The 20,795-nt window shown below is 67.9% G+C and carries 17 protein-coding genes; 14 read left to right on the top strand and 3 right to left on the bottom strand.

Going from position 1 to position 20,795, the window contains the following annotated elements:
• Positions 1-66: 66 nt before the first annotated feature.
• Positions 67-1,260, bottom strand: coding sequence for an acetylornithine transaminase (locus HV742_RS18130; protein WP_175146051.1), 1,194 nt, complete (start codon positions 1,258-1,260; stop codon positions 67-69).
• Positions 1,261-1,473: 213 nt separating this feature from the next.
• On the opposite strand from HV742_RS18130, the gene HV742_RS18125 reads away from it, so the two are divergent.
• From HV742_RS18125 to HV742_RS18105, 5 genes are all read left to right on the top strand, one after another.
• Positions 1,474-2,439: a Bug family tripartite tricarboxylate transporter substrate binding protein gene (locus tag HV742_RS18125; protein WP_026384005.1), complete on the top strand. Its 966-nt coding sequence runs from the start codon at positions 1,474-1,476 to the stop codon at positions 2,437-2,439.
• A 246-nt stretch (positions 2,440-2,685) separates the two neighbouring features.
• A complete protein-coding gene (locus HV742_RS18120; RefSeq protein WP_054418795.1) occupies positions 2,686-3,468 on the top strand; it encodes a transporter substrate-binding domain-containing protein in 783 nt (260 codons plus the stop codon).
• Positions 3,469-3,496: 28 nt separating this feature from the next.
• On the top strand, positions 3,497-4,165 hold the full coding sequence (locus HV742_RS18115) for an amino acid ABC transporter permease (RefSeq protein ID WP_173000197.1): 669 nt from the start codon (positions 3,497-3,499) through the stop codon (positions 4,163-4,165).
• Positions 4,162-4,818, top strand: coding sequence for an amino acid ABC transporter permease (locus HV742_RS18110; RefSeq protein ID WP_054440052.1), 657 nt, complete (start codon positions 4,162-4,164; stop codon positions 4,816-4,818). Before HV742_RS18115 ends, HV742_RS18110 begins: the two co-directional genes overlap by 4 nt.
• Complete coding sequence (locus HV742_RS18105) at positions 4,799-5,536, top strand: amino acid ABC transporter ATP-binding protein (RefSeq protein WP_063583206.1); 738 nt, start codon at positions 4,799-4,801, stop codon at positions 5,534-5,536. Before HV742_RS18110 ends, HV742_RS18105 begins: the two co-directional genes overlap by 20 nt.
• Before the next feature lie 33 nt (positions 5,537-5,569).
• On the opposite strand, the gene HV742_RS18100 is transcribed toward HV742_RS18105, so the two are convergent.
• Positions 5,570-6,709, bottom strand: a complete 1,140-nt coding sequence (locus HV742_RS18100) for a DSD1 family PLP-dependent enzyme (RefSeq protein WP_175146050.1) — start codon at positions 6,707-6,709, stop codon at positions 5,570-5,572.
• Positions 6,710-6,907: 198 nt separating this feature from the next.
• Here HV742_RS18100 and HV742_RS18095 point away from each other — a divergent pair, with 198 nt between their 5' ends.
• The 4 genes from HV742_RS18095 to gluQRS all read left to right on the top strand — a co-directional run bounded on the left by HV742_RS18095 (position 6,908) and on the right by gluQRS (position 11,666).
• Positions 6,908-7,867, top strand: coding sequence for a TAXI family TRAP transporter solute-binding subunit (locus HV742_RS18095; RefSeq protein ID WP_006389462.1), 960 nt, complete (start codon positions 6,908-6,910; stop codon positions 7,865-7,867).
• Positions 7,868-7,969: 102 nt separating this feature from the next.
• Positions 7,970-9,994, top strand: a complete 2,025-nt coding sequence (locus tag HV742_RS18090; protein WP_049070417.1) for a TRAP transporter permease — start codon at positions 7,970-7,972, stop codon at positions 9,992-9,994.
• 238 nt (positions 9,995-10,232) lie between these two features.
• Positions 10,233-10,691, top strand: a complete 459-nt coding sequence (locus HV742_RS18085) for a Smg family protein (RefSeq protein WP_049070415.1) — start codon at positions 10,233-10,235, stop codon at positions 10,689-10,691.
• A 93-nt stretch (positions 10,692-10,784) separates the two neighbouring features.
• Positions 10,785-11,666: a tRNA glutamyl-Q(34) synthetase GluQRS gene (gene gluQRS, locus HV742_RS18080; RefSeq protein ID WP_175146049.1), complete on the top strand. Its 882-nt coding sequence runs from the start codon at positions 10,785-10,787 to the stop codon at positions 11,664-11,666.
• 133 nt (positions 11,667-11,799) lie between these two features.
• Here the strand turns inward: gluQRS and HV742_RS18075 are convergent, their stop codons facing one another.
• On the bottom strand, positions 11,800-14,457 hold the full coding sequence (locus tag HV742_RS18075) for a GDYXXLXY domain-containing protein (protein ID WP_175146048.1): 2,658 nt from the start codon (positions 14,455-14,457) through the stop codon (positions 11,800-11,802).
• 62 nt (positions 14,458-14,519) lie between these two features.
• Between HV742_RS18075 and HV742_RS18070 the strand changes: the two genes are divergently transcribed.
• The 5 genes from HV742_RS18070 to HV742_RS18050 all read left to right on the top strand — a co-directional run bounded on the left by HV742_RS18070 (position 14,520) and on the right by HV742_RS18050 (position 20,792).
• The gene (locus HV742_RS18070) at positions 14,520-17,171 is read left to right on the top strand and encodes a DNA topoisomerase III (RefSeq protein ID WP_054485405.1); all 2,652 of its coding nucleotides are present in this window, start codon (positions 14,520-14,522) and stop codon (positions 17,169-17,171) included.
• A gap of 133 nt (positions 17,172-17,304) precedes the next feature.
• Positions 17,305-18,360, top strand: coding sequence for an ABC transporter substrate-binding protein (locus tag HV742_RS18065; RefSeq protein ID WP_068958583.1), 1,056 nt, complete (start codon positions 17,305-17,307; stop codon positions 18,358-18,360).
• Between the two features lie 2 nt (positions 18,361-18,362).
• The gene (locus HV742_RS18060) at positions 18,363-19,133 is read left to right on the top strand and encodes an ABC transporter ATP-binding protein (RefSeq protein WP_020925717.1); all 771 of its coding nucleotides are present in this window, start codon (positions 18,363-18,365) and stop codon (positions 19,131-19,133) included.
• A 7-nt stretch (positions 19,134-19,140) separates the two neighbouring features.
• The gene (locus HV742_RS18055; RefSeq protein WP_049070406.1) at positions 19,141-19,995 is read left to right on the top strand and encodes an ABC transporter permease; all 855 of its coding nucleotides are present in this window, start codon (positions 19,141-19,143) and stop codon (positions 19,993-19,995) included.
• Between the two features lie 14 nt (positions 19,996-20,009).
• The gene (locus tag HV742_RS18050) at positions 20,010-20,792 is read left to right on the top strand and encodes an SDR family oxidoreductase (protein WP_175146047.1); all 783 of its coding nucleotides are present in this window, start codon (positions 20,010-20,012) and stop codon (positions 20,790-20,792) included.
• Positions 20,793-20,795 lie beyond the last annotated feature (3 nt).

Raw genomic sequence — 20,795 nt, 5'->3', positions numbered from 1 at the left:
AAAGTACACGATCGCGCAAACAAAAGGGTCGCAAGCGACCCTTTGATTATTGCCAGGTAAAGTAGATCAGGCCTTACGCACCTGCGCAATCAACCCATCCAACTGCGTAAGCATCGTATCGATTTCCTCAACCGTCACATTCAACGCCGGCATAAACCGCAGCAAATTCCCCCGCGGCGCATTCAGCAGCAGCCCATTCGGCGTCAAATTCCGCGCAGCTTCGACGATGGCGGGGCCGTCATCGCGATCCATGATCAGTGCGCGCAGCAGGCCCATCCCGCGCTCGCCCTTCATCCCATACTTGGCCGACAAAGCCAGCAGCCCTTCGGACAGTTGCTTGGCACGCGCATTCACCGATTCCATGAAGCCCGGCGCAGCCAGGGCGTCAAACACCGCCACCCCCACTGCCGCCATCAACGGATTCCCGTTATACGTGCCACCCTGGTCCCCATGCGAGAACACGCAAACTTCCTGACGGGCCAACAAAGCAGCCAGCGGCACCCCACCACCAATCCCCTTCGCCAGCGTCATGATGTCCGGCACCACATCGGATTGTTGGTAAGCGAACAACGTCCCCGTACGCCCCATCCCCGTCTGCACTTCATCAACAATAAACAGCAGCTTGTGCTCATCCGCCAGCTTGCGCAGGCCCTGCATGAATTCCTTCGTCGCCGGGATGACGCCGGCTTCGCCCTGGACGGGTTCGAGCATGATGGCGACGGTCTGGTCGTCGATCAGCTTACGCACCGATTCCAGATCATTGATCTCGGCCTTCGGGAAACCTTCCACCTGCGGCGCGAACATCTTGTCCCAGCCCGGCTTGCCCGACGCCGACATCGTGGCCAGGGTGCGGCCGTGGAAGCCGTGGTTCATGGTGATGATCTTGTAGGCGCCTTTCTTGTTGACCTGGCCCCATTTGCGCGCCAGCTTGATGGCGCCTTCGTTGGCTTCGCCGCCGCTGTTGGCGAAGAAGACGCGGTCGAAGACCGAGGCGCCGGTCAGGCGGGTGGCCAGTTCGATGGAGGGCAGGTTGTAGAACGCCGGCGACGGGTTCATCAGCAGCTTGGACTGGTCCAGCAGGGCCTTCTGCATTTCCGGGGCGCTGTGGCCCAGGGTGTTGACGGCCCAGCCCTGGACGAAGTCCAGGTATCGCTTGCCCGCGTGATCCTCCAGCCAGGACCCCTGGCCGCGCACGAACACGAGGTCCGGACGGGAGGTGATCTCCATGAGGGCGTTGACGTTGTACTGGCTGAATTCCATGGCGGTTCCTGCTGAAAGGAGAGAACAGGGGTTGAAAAAGAAGGGGAAACGCTAAATGCCGAATTTAGCACCGGCGGGGGAATGCTATCGTGACGCACCCCCAGCCGATCCGCCCCACGGCCGCCCCAAAAGGGCCGCTTGCGCGGGGCTCTCTATTTTATGCAACAGGGCCGGCGCCGGACGCCGCGCTTTGTCGCTTTTTACTGACCGATCATGACACGAATTCTTTCCAGTCTTGCCGCCGGCCTGGTGCTGGCGGCGGCCGCGACGGCCGCGCATGCCGAGTATCCCGACCGTCCCATCCGCCTGATCGTGCCGTTCCCGCCGGGGCAGGCCACCGATATCTTCGCCCGCGCGCTGGCCGAGAAGCTGGGCACGGCGGTCAAGCAGCCGATCGTGGTGGAGAACCGCGCCGGCGCTGGCAGCAATATCGGCATGGAACAGGCCGCGCGCGCGACGCCGGACGGTTACACGCTGGTGATCGCGGGCTCGGCCGCGGCGGTGAACCAGACGCTGTACAAGACCATCAACTACAGCCTGACCAAGGATTTCGCGCCGGTGTCGGGGGTGTTCTCGGTGCCGCTGATGTTCCTGGCGACGCCGGCTTCGGGCATCACGTCGCTGCAGCAGCTGGTCAAGCAGGCGCGCGCCAATCCGGGCGAGCTGGCGTATGCCAGCGCGGGCATTGGCGGCACGCAGCATCTGTCGGCCGAGATGTTCAAGGCGGCGGCCAATATCGACATCCGCCATATTCCGTACAAGGGCAGCGGCCCGGCGCAGGCGGATTTCCTGGGGCACCAGGTGCCGCTGATGGTGGATTCGGTGACGGCGGGGCTGCCGCACGTGCAGAGCAAGAAGGCGGTGGCGCTGGCGGTGACGACGGCCAAGCGCCTGCCGCAACTGCCGGACGTGCCGACGGTGGCCGAGAGCGGTTATCCGGGTTTCGAGGCGATCGGCTGGGCGGCGGTGCTGGCGCCCCGTGATACGCCGCCGGCCATTACCAACTACCTGAGCCAGCAGATCGGCCACGTGCTGGGCACGCCCGAGATGCAGAAGTTCTTCCGCGACCGCGGCGCGGAGCCGATGCCGATGAAGCCCGAAGCCACCGGCGCGTTCATCGCCGGCGAGGTCGACAAGTGGGGCAAGGCGGTCAAGCAGTCGGGCGCGCAGGTGGACTGACGACTGTCCCGCAGGAGCCGGTGGCGGGGCTATTCCCGCCCCGGCGCTCGCCGTGGTGCCGATCCGGTGCCACGCATGCGCCGCAACGGCGCATGATGCACCACCCTGGTGCGATGGGCAAGGAGCAATAGGCGCGCGCCACGGCGCCGCAAAATGGCACGGAACTTGCTTTTCCAGTTTTGTATACCGAATTGGTGTGCAACGCTCGACCCCGCTCCCGGGGCGGCGCGCCCTGGAGAGTTCCTCATGAACCGTAGAACCCTGTTGCTGTCCCTCTGCACCGCCGCCACGCTGCTGGCCGCGCCGCTCACGCATGCCGACACCCTGGACGATATCGTCAAGCGCGGCACCCTCAAGGTCGCCGTGCCGCAGGACTTCCCGCCGTTCGGCTCGGTCGGCGCCGACATGAAGCCGCTGGGCTACGACATCGACACGGCCGCGCTGATCGCCAAGCAGCTGGGCGTGAAGCTGGAGCTGGTGCCGGTGACCAGCGCCAACCGCGTGCCGTACCTGCAGACCCGCAAGGTGGATCTGGTGATCTCCAGCCTGGGCAAGAATCCGGAGCGCGAGAAGGCGATCGATTTCTCCGACGCGTATGCGCCGTTCTTCAATGGCGTGTTCGGGCCGGCCGATGTGAAGGTGGCGTCGGCCGCCGACCTGGCGGGCAAGACCATCGGCGTGACGCGCGGCGCGGTCGAGGACATCGAGCTGACCAAGATCGCGCCGCCCACGGCCACGCTCAAGCGCTATGAAGACAACAACGGCACCATCACCGCCTTCCTGTCGGGCCAGGTGCCGCTGATCGCCACGGGCAACGTGGTGGCGGCCGCGATCCTGGCGCGCAACCCGCCGAAGAAGCCCGAGACCAAGTTCCTGATCAAGGATTCGCCCTGCTACATCGGCCTGAACAAGGACGAGCCGAAGCTGCGCGCCAAGGTCAACGAGATCCTGGCCAATGCCAAGCGCGACGGCTCGCTGACGGCGATCTCCAAGAAGTGGCTGGGCGCCGATCTGCCCAAGGATCTGTAAGGCAGGCGCGCGCGCCGGAGCGCTGTTCATGGCTTATCAATTCGACTTCGCTTCCGTGTTCGACTACACGCCGGTGCTCATCAAGGGCATTGGCGTGACGGTCGAGCTGATCGCGTTTGGCGCGGTGGCGGGCGTGGCGCTGGGCATCGCCTGCGCCTGGGCCCGCACGCAGGGGCCGCGCTGGCTGCGCGCGCCGGTCACCGCCTATGTGGAGGTGGTGCGCAACACGCCGTTCCTGATCCAGTTGTTTTTCGTGTTCTTCGGGCTGCCGTCGCTGGGCGTGCAGTTCAGCGAGATGCAGGCGGCCTGCCTGGCGATGGCGCTGAACCTGGGCGCCTACAGCGCCGAGATCATCCGCGCCGGCATCGACGCCACGCCCAAGGGCCAGTACGAGGCCGGCGCCAGCCTGGCGATGACGCGCTTGCAGGTGTTCCGCCATGTGGTGCTGAAACCCGCATTGGCGCGCATCTGGCCGGCGCTGTCGTCGCAGATCGTGATCGTGATGCTGGGGTCGGCGGTGTGCTCGCAGATCGCGGCCGAGGACCTGACGTTCGCGGCCAACTTCATCCAGTCGCGCAATTTCCGCGCGTTCGAGGTGTATTTCGTGACCACCGGCATCTATCTGGTGCTGGCGGTGTTGTTGCGCCAGTTTCTGCGCATGACGGGCAGGCGGTTGTTCCGCAAGGCGGCGCGATGATCGAGTTCACCACCTGGGACATTGTCCGCAACCTGCTGCTGGCGGCGCGCTGGACCATCGTGCTGTCGCTGGTGGCGTTTGCCGGCGGCGCGCTGATGGGCATGCTGGCGCTGATGATGCGGACCTCGCGCGTGGCGCTGCTGCGGCGCGTGAGCTGGGCGTATATCGAACTGTTCCAGGGCACGCCGCTGCTGATGCAGTTGTTCCTGGCGTTCTTCGGCTTGTCGCTGGCCGGGGTCGAGGTTCCGCCGTGGCTGGCCGCGGGCGCGGCGCTGACGCTGTGGTCGGGCGCGTTCCTGGCCGAGATCTGGCGCGGCTGCGTGGAAGCGATTCCGAAAGGCCAGTGGGAAGCCTCGGCCAGCCTGGCGCTGGGCTATGTGCAGCAGATGCGCTACGTGGTGCTGCCGCAGGCGCTGCGCATCGCGGTGGCGCCGACCGTCGGCTTCGCGGTGCAGATCGTCAAGAGCACGGCGCTCACCTCCATCATTGGTTTCACCGAGCTGTCCAAGGCCAGCACGGTGATCACCAACGCCACCTTCAGCCCCTTCACTGTCTATGCCTGCGCCGCGCTGATCTATTTCGCGCTGTGCTGGCCCCTGTCGCGCCTCAGCCTGCTGCTGGAAAGGAAGTTGCATGCCCCTCATCGCCCTTGAAGACGTCCGCAAGAAGTTCGGCGACAACGAAGTCCTGAAAGGGGTGACGTTGCGCGTCGAGCCAGGCGAGGTCATCGCCATCATCGGCAAAAGCGGTTCCGGCAAGAGCACGCTGCTGCGCTGCGTGAACGGGCTGGAGCAGATCGACAGCGGCGCCATCATGGTGGCGGACGCGCAACTGGGCGACGACGAGTTGCGGTTGCGCGCGCTGCGGCTGAAGGTGGGTATGATCTTCCAGCAGTTCAACCTGTTCCCGCACCTGACGGTGGGGCGCAACGTGATGCTGTCGCCGATGGTGGCCAAGCGCATGCCGCAGGACCAGGCCGCCGACCTGGCGCGGGCGATGCTGACGCGGGTGGGGCTGGCACACAAGTTCGATGCGTGGCCCGAGGAATTGTCGGGCGGGCAGCAGCAGCGCGTGGCGATCGCGCGCGCGTTGGCGATGCAGCCGCTGGCGCTGCTGTGCGACGAGATCACGTCGGCGCTGGACCCGGAGCTGGTCAACGAGGTGCTGGCGGTGGTGCGCGAGCTGGCCGCCGACGGCATGACGCTGCTGATGGTGACGCACGAGATGCGCTTTGCGCGCGAGGTGTGCGACCGGGTTGTGTTCATGCACCAGGGCCGCGTGCACGAGATCGGGCCGCCGGAGGAATTGTTCACCGCGCCGGCCACGCCGGAGCTGCGGCAGTTCCTGGGGATGACGGACCTGGCGCGCTAGGCGCGGGCCGTTGCCGACGGCCCGCCCCCGCCATCAGCGCGAGAACCCGCGCGCCGAGATCTCCCAGATGTCCTGCACGATGCCGTCGCGATACACCACCAGCCCGTCGTGCAGGTTGAAGGTGGGATCGACGTGCGAGGGCACCAGCAGCAGCGTGTCGCCCAGCGCGGGCGGCTGCGCGCCGGATGCGACGCGCACCACGCCGTGTTCGTCGTTGATGGCGGCGTATTGCAGGCCCTGGGCGCCGTGGATCGCGGGCGGGCCGCATTCGGCGGTGGTGGACTTCAGGCCGGCGTCGAGGATGACGCGGTCGGGCGCCGGCGTGCTCATCACGGTGGACAGCACGAACAGGCTGTTCTGGAAGGCGAGCGCGCCGTCCCATTCGTTGGCGCCGTAGTCGCCGTCCATGAAGGCGTAGGAGCCGGCCTGCAGTTCGGTGTAGACGCCGCTGGCGGCGTCGAACTCGACGCTGCCGGTGCCGCCCCCGGTGATGATGTCGCAGGCGATGCCGCTCTCGCGCAGCAGCAGTTGATACGACGCGGCGATGCGCGCGGCCTGGCGGCAGACCGCGGCGCGTTCTTCGCGGGTGCGCAAGTGCTGCACCGAGCCGTGGTAGGCCTGCAGGCCGACGAAGGTCACGCCCGGCAGGTCGCGCGCCTGCTGCGCCAGCGCCAGCACGGTGGCGTCGTCGGACACGCCGCAGCGGCCCTGGCCCACGTCCACTTCCACCAGCACGTCGATCTCGGCGCCGGCCGCGGCCATGGCCTGCGAGATCCGCGCCAGGTTGGCGGCGTTGTCGACGCAGACGCTGAGCTTGGCGGCGCGCGCCAGCTGGGCCAAGAGGCGCAGCTTGGCCGGGCCGACCACTTCGTTGCTGATGTGGATGTCGGTGATGCCGGCGGCCACGAAGGGCACGGCCTCGCTGACCTTCTGGCAACAGATGCCGCGCGCGCCCAGCGCCAGCTGGCGGCGCGCGACCTCGGGGCATTTGTGGGCCTTGGCGTGGGGCCGCAGCGCGACCTCGTGGCGGTCGGCCCAGGCCTGCATGGCGCGCAGGTTGGCCTCGAACGCGGCCAGATCCAGCACCAGGCTGGGCGTGTCGACGCTGGCTAGGGGATCGCCGGCCTGGGCGGGCGGGGGCAGCACAATGCCGCGTATGACTTCTTGGGACATCGAATAGCTCCGTGATCAAACCTGCGGCGTAACCGTGAACCGCCGCCGCGCGCGATGGCCCACGCCGGACCGTTGACGTTTCCGCACTGCGGCAACCCCTGGTAAACGATAGCTTCCAGGCCATTGGCGCAGGGCGGGTGGCGTGCCAGAATTTCAACACAACAATAGGTTACTTCCACTCATAACGGAGAAGCTCGCATGAAACTCAGGAATTGGATCGCCACCCTGGCCATGGCCGCCGCCGCTGTCGGCGCGACCGGGGCCGCGCAAGCCCAGCAGTTCTTCCGTATCGGCACCGGCGGCACCGCCGGCACCTACTACCCCATCGGCGGCATCATCGCCAACGCCGTGTCCCAACCCGGCAAGCTGATCGCCACCGCGGTCGCCTCCAACGGTTCGGTGGCCAACATCAACGGCATCATGGGCGGTTCGTTCGAAGCCGGCTTCACGCAGTCGGACGTGGCCTTCTGGGCCTACAGCGGCACCGGCACCTTCGAAGGCAAGCCCAAGGCGCAGGACCTGCGCCTGATCGCCACGCTGTATCCGGAGAGCATCCACCTGGTGACGCGCAAGGGCGCGGGCATCAAGAGCGTGGCCGACCTGAAGGGCAAGCGCGTGTCGATGGACGAGCCGGGCTCCGGCACGCTGGTGGACGTGCGCCTGATCCTGGGCGCCTATGGCATGACCGACAAGGACGTCAAGGCCGAGTACCTCAAGCCCAACCAGGCCGGCGACAAGCTCAAGGATGGCGGCCTGGATGCGTTCTTCTTCGTGGGCGGCGCGCCGGCTGGCGCCATCGCCGAACTGGCGTCTTCCGGCAACATCGAACTGGTGTCGCTGGTCGGCCCGGAAATCGACGCATTGCGCGCCAAGCAGGAATTCTTCACGCCGGACACCATCGCCGCCAACACCTACCAGAATCTGCCCGAGGTCAAGACCATCTCGGTCAACGCGCAGATGGTGACGTCGGCCAAGCTGTCCGAGCAGGTGGTGTATGACGTCACCAAGGCGCTGTACAGCGACGCCACCCGCAAGACCCTGGACAACGGCCACGCCAAGGGCAAGCTCATCACCCGCGATAACGCGGTCAAGGGCGCCGGCATCCCGTTCCACCCGGGCGCCGAGAAGTTCTACAAGGAAATCGGCCTGCTGAAGTAAGCGCCGATCCATTCCCATCGGGAAGCGCGCGGCCGCCGGCGCCGCGCTTGCACAGGGCCGCCTCGGGCGGCCCTGTTCGCGATTCACCTGAGAAACACGGCTATGGAAATAGACCACGAGAAAACACAGCAGCTGGCGGAAAAGTACGATTCCGAGATCCGCTTCCGGCCGCTGCACAAGAGCGCCACCTGGATCGTCTCGGGCCTGCTGGTGGCGCTGTCGCTGTTCCACTACTACACCGCCGGCTTCGGCCTGCTGCGCGAAGCCACGCATCGCGGCGTGCACCTGGCCTTCGTGCTGAGCCTGATCTTCCTGGTGTTCGGCTTTTCCAAGGCGCACTACCAGCGCGAGCCGAAGTCCACCTGGTACGCGCCGGGCGGCGTGCCGCTGTATGACTGGATCATCGCCATCGCGCTGGCGCTGTCGGTGCTGTACATCCCCTACATTTTCGAGGACCTGGCGTTCCGCGTCGGCAACCCGCTGCCGATCGACGTGCTGATGGGCTCGATTCTGTTGATCGGGTTGCTGGAGGCCACGCGCCGCGCCATGGGCTGGCCGCTGCCGATCATCGCGCTGGTGTTCATGGCCTACGCCGCCTTCGGGCCGTATTTCCCCGGGCTGCTGCAGCACGCGGGCAATACGTGGTCGCAGATCGTCAACCACATGTACCTGACCAGCCAGGGCGTGTACGGCGTGGCGGTGGGCGTGGTGGCCACCTACGTGTTCCACTTCGTGCTGTTCGGCGTGCTGGCCACGCGCATCGGCCTGGGCCAGCTGTTCCTGGACGTGGCGTCCACCATCGCCGGACGCTATGCGGGCGGCCCGGCCAAGGTGTCGGTGTTCGGGTCGGCCATGTTCGGCATGCTGTCGGGGTCGTCGGTGGCCAACGCCGTGACGGTAGGCTCGCTGACCATTCCGGCGATGATCCGCATCGGCTATCCGCGCCACTTCGCGGCGGGGGTGGAGGCGGCCAGCAGCACGGGCGGACAGATCACGCCGCCGATCATGGGCGCGGCGGCGTTCCTGATGATCGAGTTCCTGGGCATTCCGTACCAGCAGATCGCGATTGCGGGCATCTTCCCGGCCTTTCTGTATTTCTTCGGCATGTTCATGCAGGTGCACTTCGAGGCCAAGCGCGAGGGCCTGCGCGGGCTGACGGCCGAGGAAATGCCCAAGCTGAAGCAGTCGTTCAAGATGCGCTGGCCGACGCTGATTCCGCTGATTCTGCTGATCGGCGTGCTGGCCAGCGGCCGCACGCCGTACCTGGCGGCGTTTGCCGGCATCACGGGCTGCATCATCGTGGGCCTGCTCAATCCGTTCCAGCGGCTGCACTGGCGCGATCTGTACGAAGCCTTCGAGACCGGCGCCAAGTACGCGCTGGCGGTGGGCGCGGCGGCCGGCACCGTGGGCATCGTGATCGGCGTGGTGACGCTGACGGGCGTGGGCTTCAAGATCTCGTACATCGTGATCTCGGCGGCGCAATCGATCGCCGGCGTGGCGGGCGCGATCATTCCCGAGACCATCGCCAACGCCCAGTCGCTGACGCTGGTCGCGGCGCTGATCATGACGGGCATCGTCTGCATCCTGATGGGTTGCGGCATTCCCACCACCGCCAACTACCTGATCATGGTGGCGGTGGCCGCGCCGACGCTGGTGCAGCTGGGGGTGCAGCCGATCGCGGCGCACTTCTTCGTGTTCTATTTCGGCATCCTGGCCGACATCACGCCGCCGGTGGCGCTGGCGGCCTACGCGGCGGCGGGCATGGCGGGCAGCGATCCCTTCAAGACCGGCAACACGGCGTTCCGGCTGGGCATCACCAAGCTGATCGTGCCGTTCGTGTTCGTGTTCTCGCCGTCGCTGCTGATCTCGGTGCAGGGCTTCACGTGGTACGACTTCTTCGTGACGCTGTTCGGCTGCATGGTGGGGCTGGTGCTGCTGTCGGCGGCGTTCTCGCGCTACATGCTGGTGGGCATGAAAAGCTGGGAACGCTGGCTGTGCACGCTGGGCGCGCTGCTGACCATCCTGCCGGGGCTGACCAGCGGGCTGATCGGACTGGCCATCTGCATTCCGGTGTTCATCCGCCAGCTGGCGCAGCTGAAACTGGAAACGGCGCCGAAAACCGTCTGAGGCGTAGGGGTATTAAAGAGGGGCGGACCCCGGAAGTCCGCCCCGGACGCATCGCGCAACCCCTTATTCTGTCAGCCTTTCCGCGCGGTTTTCATGACTGTCGCAAGGCCACTACGCCCCCCGTTCCCAGTCTTTCCGGCGGTTGCCCGGGCAAATAAATCAGCGTAAAGTAAAATTCATGTTTGCTGGTCTGCCGATATGCGGGCCGACTGTGCAAACAGGCACAAGACTGCGCCATATGTTCGATATCCTGGTTTACCTGTACGAGAATTACTACACGCCGCAAGCCTGTCCCGCCGCTGACGTGCTGGCCAAACGGCTGGCCGCCGCCGGGTTCGAGCACGAGGACATCGATGACGCGCTCGGCTGGCTCTACGGCCTGGCCGAAACCACCGAACGCTGCGTCGATCTCGCCCAAGCCCCCGCCACCGGTACCCGGATCTACACCGATAACGAATACCAGCAGCTCGGCTCCGAATCCATTGGCTTCATCGCCTTCCTGGAATCGGCCGGCGTGCTGCCCGCGCCCTTGCGCGAGATCGTCATCGACCGGGGTCTGGCGGCGCCGGAATCGCCCGTGCCGCTCTCCAAGATCAAGATCATCGCCCTCATGGTTCTCTGGAGCCAGGAAGCCGAGATCGACAACCTGGTCCTGGAAGAGCTGCTGGACGAAGACGGCACGCGCTTGCTGCACTGACGGCGCCGGCCGGCGTTCGTATCCCCGCGACGCGCGCGCTTGCTGCGCGCGGCGTCGCCACGCCGCAACCCCCTTGCTCCGCTTCGCCATCCCGTGACCTACACCGGCCGCTTCGCCCCCAGCCCCAGCGGCCCGTTGCACGCGGGCTCGCTGGTGGCCGCGCTGGCCAGCTGGCTGGATGCGCGCGCCCACCACGGCCGTTGGCTGCTGCGCATCGAGGACGTGGACACGCCGCGCACGGTGCCCGGCGCGGCCGAGATCATCATGGGCCAATTGGAGGCCCTGGGCCTGCGCTGGGATGGCGACATCGTCTGGCAATCGCAACGCGGCGACGCCTATCAGGCGGCCTTCGACGCGCTGGCCGCGCGCGGGCTGGTCTATGGCTGCGGCTGCACCCGCCGCGAGATCGCCGATTCGGCGCTGCGTGGCCAGGCGGCGCCGGGCGCGGACGGTGAACGCCCATACCCCGGCACCTGCCGCCACGGCCTGGCGCCGGGACGCGAGGCGCGCGCCTGGCGCGTGATCATGCCGGAAGGGGTGGAGCGTTTCGAGGACCGCTGGCTGGGGCCGCAGGAGCAGGACGTGGCGCGGGCGGTGGGCGACATCGCCGTGAAGCGCGCGGATGGCCTGTGGGCCTATCAACTGGCGGTGGTGGTGGACGACGGCGCGCAGGGCGTGACCGACGTGGTGCGCGGCGCCGACCTGCTCAGCTCCACGGCGCGCCAACGCGTGCTGGGCCGGCTGCTAGGCCTGCCGCCGGTGCGCTATCTGCACGTTCCGCTGATCCTGGACCCTGCCAGCGGCCTGAAGCTGTCCAAGCAGAACGGCGCCCCGGCCATCGACACGAGCGCGCCGCTGGCGTCGCTGCAAGGCGCCTGGCGCGCGCTGGGCTTCGCGCCGCTGGACGCGCCGGACCCGGCGGCCTTCCTGCGCGAGGCGACGGCGCGCTGGGCCGCGCGCTTTCCGCTGCCCTGATCCGGCATGGCCGGCAGGAGCCGGCGGCCGTCACGGGCAGTGCAACCGCGCGTGCCGAGACGTCCGTTCCGATGCATGGCCGACGGCCACCCGGCCACATCACGCCGGGTGGAGCGCCGCCGACCTGTGATTCCTACAACGGCTGCAGATCCTCGCCCAGCATGCGCACCAGCAGGGCCTCGCCGTTCTCGGCCACGCGCAGTTCGCCGAACTTGGCGACCTCATAGCGCTTGGCCTGGCCTTCAGGGAAGAAATAGGCATTGGTGACGATACGCACCTGGTTGTCGCGCACGCGATAGCGCAGCGGCACTTCGCCGTCGCCATGCGGCTTGGCGTCGGTCTGGATGCGCACGGGCTGGTACACGCCGCGCGAATCGCCGGTCAGCATGACGTAGCCGTCGGACGCTTCGCCCATGACGGCGTCCTCCGTGTCCCGGCGCTCGCCGCTCAACCGCAGCCGCGTGACTTCGCGCCCGGCGGCGAAGTTGAGCGCCATGTAGTCGCCCTGCATCAGCGAGCGCGGGTCGACCGGCGCCAATTCCAGGATCACCAGCCTGCCGTTGGCCAGCAGTTTTTCGCGCTGCCAGATACTGCCGTTGGCCACCACCAGCACCAGCGCCAGGCCGCCCAGGATCGCCAGGGTGCGCCAGCGCAGGGCCGGCGAGACCGGCGGCAGCGGCGCGCGGCGCGACGGCTCCTGGGTGCGCATCAAGCGCGGCACCAGCCACACCAGCCCCCGCAGCACGAACAGCAGCACGGCGCCGCCGCCCAGCCACAAGGACTTCTGCAGCAGCGGCACGTCCAGCTGGTAGTAATAGACGCCCAGGTAAGCCAGCAGGCTGAAGACGCCGAACAGCGCCACCCGCGGCTGGTTCAGGCCGAAGCCCAGCAGCAGCCAGGCCAGCGCGAAGCCCACGCCGGGGCTGGGCAGCCAGAACAGGGCCAGCAGCAGCAGGGCGATGGGCACACCCCAGGTGACGCCGCCCGTCAGCACCTGGCGGCGCGGCCACAGCACCGCCATTGCCGCCGCCGCTGGCAGCAGCGCGCCCGCGCATACCAGCACGGCGGTCTGCGCGTGCAGTTGCCACATGGCCGGCAGTTGCAGCACCGACAGGCCGCTGGCCAGCCACACCATGCCCTGCACCGACAGCAGAAAGGCCCAGGCCAGCGGTTGCAGCGCATGGCCGCGCTTGCCGCCCAGCCGGTGCGCCAGGGTCAGGATCACCGCCGTGGCCCAGGCGCCGGTCACGGCGATGGGCAGCCAGATGAAGGCGGCGCGGGCCATGTCGAGATACAGCAGGGAGTCGATCATGTCCTCGCGCAGCAGCTCGGGCGCCAGGATGCGCCAGATCAGGCCGGCGCCGGCCAGGGCGATCAGCCCGCCGCTCAGGAAGCGCAGAATCACGTCCGGCCCCAGCGCGTACACCGCCGTGGCCATCAGCAGCACGAACAGGCAGGCGCTGGCGAACGAGGTCGAGCTGGACATGCCGTAGATGATGAGGATCTGCCCGGCGAAGGCCATGGCGGTGCCGCACTGGCGCCAGAACGGGCCGGCGTCGCTGCGCAGCACGGCCACGCCGGCGGCGCACAGCACCAGGCCGGCCACCAGCGCGCCTTCCTCTGAATTGATCATGCCCGAGAAGGCGACGAACGCCAGCAACAGCACCGTCGACAGCCAGGCGCTCAGCGCCAGGATGCATTGCACGTACCAGGGCGGCTCGGTGTGCGGCACGGCGGGCGGCGCCAGTTGCGCCACGGGTTCGCCGGCCTCGCCGGGATCGACCGCGTTGCCGGCCGAGGCGGCGGCGGGCTCGGCATCGGCCGGGGCCGCGACCGCCGCCCGCGGCCCGGCGGCCAGTCCGCGCAGCCAGCGCGCCGCCCAGACGGCCTCGGCCATCAGCAGCGCCGCCAGCGGCAGGGCCGCCCAGATACCAGGCTCCAGCCGCAGCAGCCATTCGCCTACCACCCGCAGCGAGACGCAGATGACGCCGGCCACCAGCATGGCCAGGATGACCAGGTCGCGGCGGCCGCGCTGGTAATAGAAACCCAGGCCCAGCGTCACCGCGATCCAGGCCAGGCTGTTGACGGAGCCCAGGCCGCGCGACAGGCCGTTGCCGATCACCAGCACCGTCACCATCGGGCCGAACACCAGCGCCGTCACCAGCGCGCTGATCACCAGCGCCGCCAGGACCCGCGGTCCGACCAAGGTGCTGGCGCGCCAGCGGCGCGCCGCCAGTTCCCAGCCCAGCAGCAACAGCAGGTTCCAGGCGGCCACGATCAGGCTGGCGATCTGGGGACCGCCGAAGATCAGCCACCAGGTGAAGGCGCGCTCGCCCAGCCACAGGACCAGGGCGACGTTGGTCACCAGCGCCCACAGCAGCCAGACGGCCTGGCTGGCCGCCACCAATGCCCACGGCAGCAGCAGGACCGCCCACCAGGCGAACAATTCCCAGGTATCGGCGCCAGTCTGGTAAGTTTGGCCTAATAACGCGAGCAGGGCGCCGAGCAGGATGCCGGCCAGGGCCAGCAGCGCGCCGGGAATGCTGCGGCGCACGCCAGGGGTGGCGCGCAGACGCAAACCGGTCCAGGCGGCCGCCAGCGCGGTCAGGGCCAGCAGGCCCTGCGTGCCGGCGAAGCGCTGGATTTTTGTCATGTCCTGCCAGTTCGCCGCGACCCAGCAGATGGCGGCGCTGCCGAGCAGCAGGACCCCCAGCCAGAGGGTGCTGCGCGCCAGGAATTGACGCCATGCGTGAAGTTCCGATCCCACTTGCCGTTCAATGCCGACTTGCATCTCGCGAAACTCCGATCTTATTATCCGCGCTACTACGGCGGGACTGCCGCCACTGGATACACATGAATAAAACGCTGATTATTGCCGAGAAGCCCTCGGTGGCCCTTGATATATCACGCGCCTTGGGAGGCTTTGCGCGCGAGGGCGACTATTTTGAAAGCGAACGTTACGTACTGGCGTCCAGCATCGGGCATTTGCTTAGCTTGGTCGCGCCCAACGATCCGGTCAAGGGGAAATGGAGCTTCACGCACCTGCCAGTAATTCCGCCTGAATTCGAGCTGGGGCCGACCGACAAGAAATCCGCCGAGCGCCTCAAGCTGCTGGTGCGCCTGGCCAAGCGCAAGGACGTCGATGCCATCATCAACGCCTGTGACGCGGGGCGCGAGGGCGAACTGATCTTCCGCTACATCATTCAGTATGCGGGCGTGAAAAAGCCCATCCAGCGCCTGTGGCTGCAATCCATGACGCAGGCCGCCATCCGCGAGGCCTTCGCCAACCTGCGCGACGACAGCCAGCTCAAGCCGCTGGAGGCCGCCGCCCGCTCGCGCGCCGAGGCCGACTGGCTGGTGGGCATCAACGGCACCCGCGCCATGACCGCCTTCAACAGCAAGGACGGCGGCTTCTTCAAGACGCCGGTGGGCCGGGTGCAGACCCCCACGCTGGCCATCGTGGCCGAGCGCGAGGAACGCATCCGCCGCTTCGTGCCGCGCGACTACTGGGAAGTGCGCGCCACCTTCGTGGCCGCCGCCGGCCTGTACGAAGGCCGCTGGATCGATCCGGACTTCAAGAAGGACGAGCGCGACCCCGAGAAGCGCGAGTCGCGCCTGTGGTCGCAGGCCGCCGCCCAGAGCGTGGTGGCCGCCTGCCGCGACCAGCCGGGCAGCGTCACCGAGGAATCCAAGCCGTCGACCCAGATGTCGCCGGCCCTGTACGACCTGACCTCGCTGCAGCGCGAGGCCAACGGCCGCTTCGGCTTCTCGGCCAAGACCACCCTGGCGCTGGCCCAGACCCTGTACGAACGCCACAAGGCGCTGACCTACCCGCGTACCGATTCGCGCTATCTGCCCGAGGACTACATCGGCACGGTGCAGGAAACCATGCGCGCGCTGGCCAAGGGCGGCTCCAACGCCGTCGGCGGGCTGTCGCGCCATGCCGAGACCGTGGTCAGCCAGCACTGGGTCAAGCCGAACCGCCGCATCTTCGACAACAAGAAGGTGTCGGACCACTTTGCCATCATCCCGACGCTGCAGATCCCGCACGACCTGAGCGAGGCCGAGGCCAAGCTGTACGACCTGGTGCTCAAGCGCTTCCTGGCCGTGTTCTTCCCGGCCGCCGAATACCGCGTCACCACCCGCATGACCGAGGTGCAGGGGCATCGCTTCCGCACCGACGGCAAGGTGCTGGTCAATCCGGGCTGGCTGGCCGTGTACGGCAAGGAAGCCCAGGGCGAGGACGCCAACCTGGTGCCGGTGGGCGACGGCGAGACCGTGCGCACCGAGGACGTGGAAGCCGTGGGCCTGACCACCAAGCCGCCGGCGCGCTTTAACGAAGGCACGCTGCTGTCGGCCATGGAAGGCGCCGGCAAGCTGGTGGACGACGAGGAACTGCGCGAGGCCATGTCCGAGCGCGGCCTGGGCACGCCGGCCACGCGCGCGGCCATCATCGAAGGCCTGCTCAACGAGGTCTACCTGCGCCGCGAGGGCCGCGACCTGGTGCCGACCGCCAAGGCGCGCCAGCTGATGACGCTGCTGTCGGGCCTGGACGTGTCGGAACTGACCTCGCCCGAGCTGACCGGCGAATGGGAACACAAGCTCAAGCAGATCGAGCAGGGCGCGCTGGACCGCCAGGCCTTCATGCGCGAGATCGCCCAGATGACGCAGGTGATCGTCAAGCGCGCCAAGGAATACGAGCGCGACACGGTGCCCGGCGACTACGCCACGCTGCAGACGCCGTGCCCCAAGTGCGGCGGGGTGGTCAAGGAAAACTACCGCCGCTTTGCCTGCACCAACTGCGACTTCTCGATCGGCAAGCACCCGGGCGGCCGCACCTTCGAGCTGCCGGAAGTCGAGGAACTGCTGGCCAAGCGCGAGATCGGTCCGCTGCAGGGCTTCATCAGCAAGATGGGCCGGCCGTTCGCCGCCATCCTGCGCATCAGCGACGAGTACAAGCTGGAATTCGACTTCGGCCAGAACGACGAGGACGACAACGAGGCGGTGGACTTCTCCGGCCACACGCCGGTGGGCACCTGCCCCAAGTGCCAGTCGCGCGTGTTCGAGCACGGCATGAGCTACGTCTGCGAAAAGTCTGTCGGCCCTGAAAAGAGCTGCGACTTCCGCTCGGGCAAGGTCATCCTGCAGCAGGAAATCTCGCGCGAGCAGATGGAAAAGCTGCTGACCGACGGCCGCACCGACCTGCTCGACGGCTTCGTGTCCAGCCGCACCAACCGCAAGTTCAAGGCTTTCCTGGTGCGCCAGCCCGACGGCAAGATCGGCTTCGAGTTCGAACCGCGTCCGGAGAAACCCGGCCGCGGCCGCGCCCCGGCCAAGACCGCCGGCGCCGCCACCAAGACGGCGGCGAAGAAGGCGCCGGCCAAGAAGGCCGCGGTGAAGAAGACCGCCACCAAGACCGCCACGAAAACGGCCACCAAGACGGCGACCAAGACCGCCGCCAAGAAAGCCGTGAAGAAGGCCGCGCCCAAGAAGACCGCGGCATAAGCCGCCACGGTCTACACTTGCGTGGCACGACGAGAACGCCCGGGCAACCGGGCGTTTTCCATTGTTGGACGGCAGGCGCCGCTGCGGTATTGTTGACGCCAAACAACCACACCCGATCGAGACCGAGGAAGACATGAGCACGAGCCCCCACTTCACCACCCGCCGCCGCGTGCTGGCCGCAACCGGGGCGCTGGCCGGCGTCACCCTGATCGGCGGCCGCGTCGCCTTCGCCCAGCCCAAGCTGGGCCGCGTGGTCTACGGGCAGGGCAGCATCGACCCGTTCTTCGCGGCCGGCTACGTGGCGCTCAAGAAGGGTTACTTCGGCGAAGCGGGGCTGGAGGTCGAGTACCTGAATTCGCAGAGCGGCCCGCGCACCAACCAGTTGCTGGCGGCCGGCCAGATCGCGTTCGGCGCCACGGCCGCCACCGCCGCGCCGGCGCTGACGCTGGCCGGCAAGCCGGCCGCGCTGGTGTTCGGCTTCGACCGCAAGCTGACCTACGCCAACGTCATCGTGCGGCGCGAGGATTTCGACAGCGGCAAGATCAAGTCGCTCAAGGACCTGGCCGGCAAGCGCGTGGGCGCGACCCAGCCGCAGTCCAGCACCTGGCTGATGGCGCTGTACCTGATGCAGAAGGCCGGCGTGGCCGACAAGGTCGACATCCGCCCCCTGGGCGACCTGGCCACCATGCTGGGCGCGCTCAAGACCGGCTCGGTGGCCGCCAGCATGGCCACCATGTCGATGATGGAACAGGCCCGGCAGGAAGGCTGGGGCGTGCCGATCTTCGACGCCACCACCGAGGCCTCGTGGAACGAATTCATGGGCGGCGACGTGCCGGGCATCGCCGCGCTGACGCTGCATGACACCATCCAGAAGCGGCCGGAAACCGTGCAGGCCTTCGTCACCGGCCTGGTGAAGGCACAGAACTTCATCACCGCCCACAGCGCCGCCGAGATCGCCGACGTGATCTACGACGATTACCTGAACGCCTTCCCGCGCGCCGCCATCGAGAAGACGCTGGGCGTGTACAAGGACACGGTGTTCCTGGGGGACAACGTCATCACCGAGGACGCCTACAACCGCATGACCGCCATCATGGGCGACGGCCGCCAGTTCTCGAACGACGAGATCAAGACGGTGCCGTACGACAAGTGCGTCGACATGCGCTTCGTGCGCCGCGCGCGGAGCTAGCGATGATCACGCTGGACCGGGTGGGCAAGGCCTACCAGACGCGCCAGGGCACCACCCACGCGGTGGGCGAAGTCAGCCTGGAGATCGCGGCGGGCGAGTTCGTGTCGATCGTCGGCCCCTCGGGCTGCGGCAAGAGCACGCTGCTGAACATGATCGCCGGCTTCCTGCCGCCCACCACCGGCCGCATCGTGGTGGACGGACGGGTGGTCGACGGCCAGGTGCCGCCGGCGCTGGGCTACATCTTCCAGAAGGACACGCTGCTGCCGTGGTTCAGCGTCAGGAAGAACGTAGCGCTGGGCCTGAAGTTCCAGGGCGTGCCGGCCGCGCGCATCGCCAGCCGGGTGGCCGAGCTGCTGGAGCTGGGCCACCTGACGGCCTTCGCCGACGCCTTTCCGCACCAGCTGTCGGGCGGCATGCGGCGGCGCGTGGCGCTGCTGATGAGCCTGGCGGTGGAGCCGCGCATCCTGCTGCTGGACGAGCCGTTCGGCGCGCTCGATACGCACACCAAGACCCACCTGCACCGCGAGCTGATGGAGATCTGGCGCAAGCTGGGCCAGACCGTGGTGCTGGTCACGCACGACCTGGACGAGGCCATCCTGCTGTCCGACCGCGTGGTGGTGCTGTCCGGCCCGCCCAGCCGCGTCCTGCTGGACGAGCGCATCGCCATCCCGCATCCGCGCGACGTCTTCACCCTGCGCGAGACGCCGCAGTTCGTCACCCACGTGCAAAGCCTCTGGAGCGTGCTGGGCCAGCAGTTCCGCGCCGCCGCCTGATTCCGCCATGACCGCTCCCGAATTCACCGATACCCTGCAGGACCAGTTGCGGCTGGACCGCCGCGCCAGCGCGCGGCGGCGCCTGCGCATCACCTTGTGGCAAGTGCTGATCCTTGCCCTCATCCTCGGTTCCTGGGAAACGCTGACGCGCATCCCGTGGTTCACCCAGAACACGCTGTTCGATCCGTTCTTCATCAGCCAGCCGTCGCGCGTGGCGGTGCGGCTGTGGGAATGGCTGCAGCCCGGGCCGCGCTCGGTCTGGCCGCACCTGTGGCTGACGCTGCAGGCCACGCTGGTCGGGCTGGTGGTGGGCGTGGGCAGCGGCTTCATCGTCGGCATGACGCTCAGCCGCAGCCGCTTCCTGGCGGACGTGTTCAACCCGTTCATCGTGGCCTTCAACTCGATGCCGCGCATCGCCTTCGTGCCGCTCATCACCATGTTCTTCGGGCTGGGGCTGGCGTCCAAGGTGGTGACCTCGTGGTTCGTGGTGTTCTTCCTGGTGTTCTTCAACACCTACAAGGGCGGGCGCAGCGTCGAGCGCGAACTGGTGGACTTCTGCCGCACGCTGGGCGGATCGCCTCGCCAGATCCTGTGGCGCGTGCGCATCCCGACCGCCGCCGCCTGGACCTTCGCCGCGCTGCCCAACGCCATCAGCTTCGCGCTGATCGGCGTGGTGCTGGCCGAGTTCGTCGGCTCCACCACCGGCATGGGCTACCTGATGATCACCGCGCTGGCTACACTGAACGCCACCGACATGTTCGCGGCGGTCACGCTGTTGTCCATCGTCGGCATCGCGCTGGTGTACTGCGTCACCTGGCTGGAACGGCGGCTGCTGCACTGGGCGCCCGAATTCCGCGAATGAACCGAGCCGCAACCATGACGACTTCCTTGCCCTATCTGCGCAACTTCGACCTGAGCGGCCAGGTCGCGCTGGTGACCGGCTCGGCCCGCGGGCTGGGCTTCTGTATCGCCCGCGCGCTGGCAGGCTGCGGCGCGCGCGTGCTGATCAACGGCCGCAACGAGCAGGCCGCGGAAAGCACCGCCGCCGCGTTGCGCGCCGACGGCCTGGACGCGCACGCGCTGGCCTTCGACGTCAGCGACGACGCCGCCATGGCGCGGGCCTTCGAGCGCATCGACCGCGAGCACGGCCGCCTGGACATCCTGGTGAACAACGTCGGCGCGCGCAACCGCAAGACGCTGGCCGACACCAGCGCCGCCGAGATCCGCGAGCTGATCGACACCGACCTGGTGGCCGGCATCCTGCTGGCCAAGCACGCCGCCGAACGCATGGCGCGCCAGGGCGGCGGCCGCCTGATCGCCATCACCTCGGTGGTGGGCGAGCTGGCGCGCGCCGGCGACGCCGTCTATCCGGCCGCCAAGCAGGGCCTGACCGGCATGGTGCGGGCGCTGGCGGCGGAGTTCGGCGGGCGCGGCATCACCAGCAACGCGATCGCGCCGGGCACGTTCGCCACCGAGACCAATGCGCAGATGGTGGCCGACCCGGCGGTCGGCCCGCGCATCGCGGCCCGCAACCCGACCGGGCGCTGGGGCGAGCCGGAGGAGATCGCCGGCGCGGCGGTGTTCCTGGCGTCCAAGGCGGCGTCGTACGTGAACGGCCACGTGCTGGTGGTGGACGGCGGCCTGTCGATCCAGTTCTGACAG

This window comes from Achromobacter ruhlandii (assembly GCF_902859695.1).
In the GTDB taxonomy this organism is placed as follows: domain Bacteria; phylum Pseudomonadota; class Gammaproteobacteria; order Burkholderiales; family Burkholderiaceae_B; genus Achromobacter; species Achromobacter ruhlandii.
The sequence above is the reverse complement of the archived record's forward strand: the minus strand, read 5'-3'. Positions and strand labels throughout refer to the sequence as shown.

Coding starts and splice junctions, on each gene's coding strand:
- HV742_RS18130 (WP_175146051.1), bottom strand. CDS start 1,260: ATGGAATTCAGCCAGTACAACGTCAACGCCCTCATGGAGATCACCTCC.
- HV742_RS18125 (WP_026384005.1), top strand. CDS start 1,474: ATGACACGAATTCTTTCCAGTCTTGCCGCCGGCCTGGTGCTGGCGGCG.
- HV742_RS18120 (WP_054418795.1), top strand. CDS start 2,686: ATGAACCGTAGAACCCTGTTGCTGTCCCTCTGCACCGCCGCCACGCTG.
- HV742_RS18115 (WP_173000197.1), top strand. CDS start 3,497: ATGGCTTATCAATTCGACTTCGCTTCCGTGTTCGACTACACGCCGGTG.
- HV742_RS18110 (WP_054440052.1), top strand. CDS start 4,162: ATGATCGAGTTCACCACCTGGGACATTGTCCGCAACCTGCTGCTGGCG.
- HV742_RS18105 (WP_063583206.1), top strand. CDS start 4,799: ATGCCCCTCATCGCCCTTGAAGACGTCCGCAAGAAGTTCGGCGACAAC.
- HV742_RS18100 (WP_175146050.1), bottom strand. CDS start 6,709: ATGTCCCAAGAAGTCATACGCGGCATTGTGCTGCCCCCGCCCGCCCAG.
- HV742_RS18095 (WP_006389462.1), top strand. CDS start 6,908: ATGAAACTCAGGAATTGGATCGCCACCCTGGCCATGGCCGCCGCCGCT.
- HV742_RS18090 (WP_049070417.1), top strand. CDS start 7,970: ATGGAAATAGACCACGAGAAAACACAGCAGCTGGCGGAAAAGTACGAT.
- HV742_RS18085 (WP_049070415.1), top strand. CDS start 10,233: ATGTTCGATATCCTGGTTTACCTGTACGAGAATTACTACACGCCGCAA.
- HV742_RS18075 (WP_175146048.1), bottom strand. CDS start 14,457: ATGCAAGTCGGCATTGAACGGCAAGTGGGATCGGAACTTCACGCATGG.
- HV742_RS18070 (WP_054485405.1), top strand. CDS start 14,520: ATGAATAAAACGCTGATTATTGCCGAGAAGCCCTCGGTGGCCCTTGAT.
- HV742_RS18065 (WP_068958583.1), top strand. CDS start 17,305: ATGAGCACGAGCCCCCACTTCACCACCCGCCGCCGCGTGCTGGCCGCA.
- HV742_RS18060 (WP_020925717.1), top strand. CDS start 18,363: ATGATCACGCTGGACCGGGTGGGCAAGGCCTACCAGACGCGCCAGGGC.
- HV742_RS18055 (WP_049070406.1), top strand. CDS start 19,141: ATGACCGCTCCCGAATTCACCGATACCCTGCAGGACCAGTTGCGGCTG.
- HV742_RS18050 (WP_175146047.1), top strand. CDS start 20,010: ATGACGACTTCCTTGCCCTATCTGCGCAACTTCGACCTGAGCGGCCAG.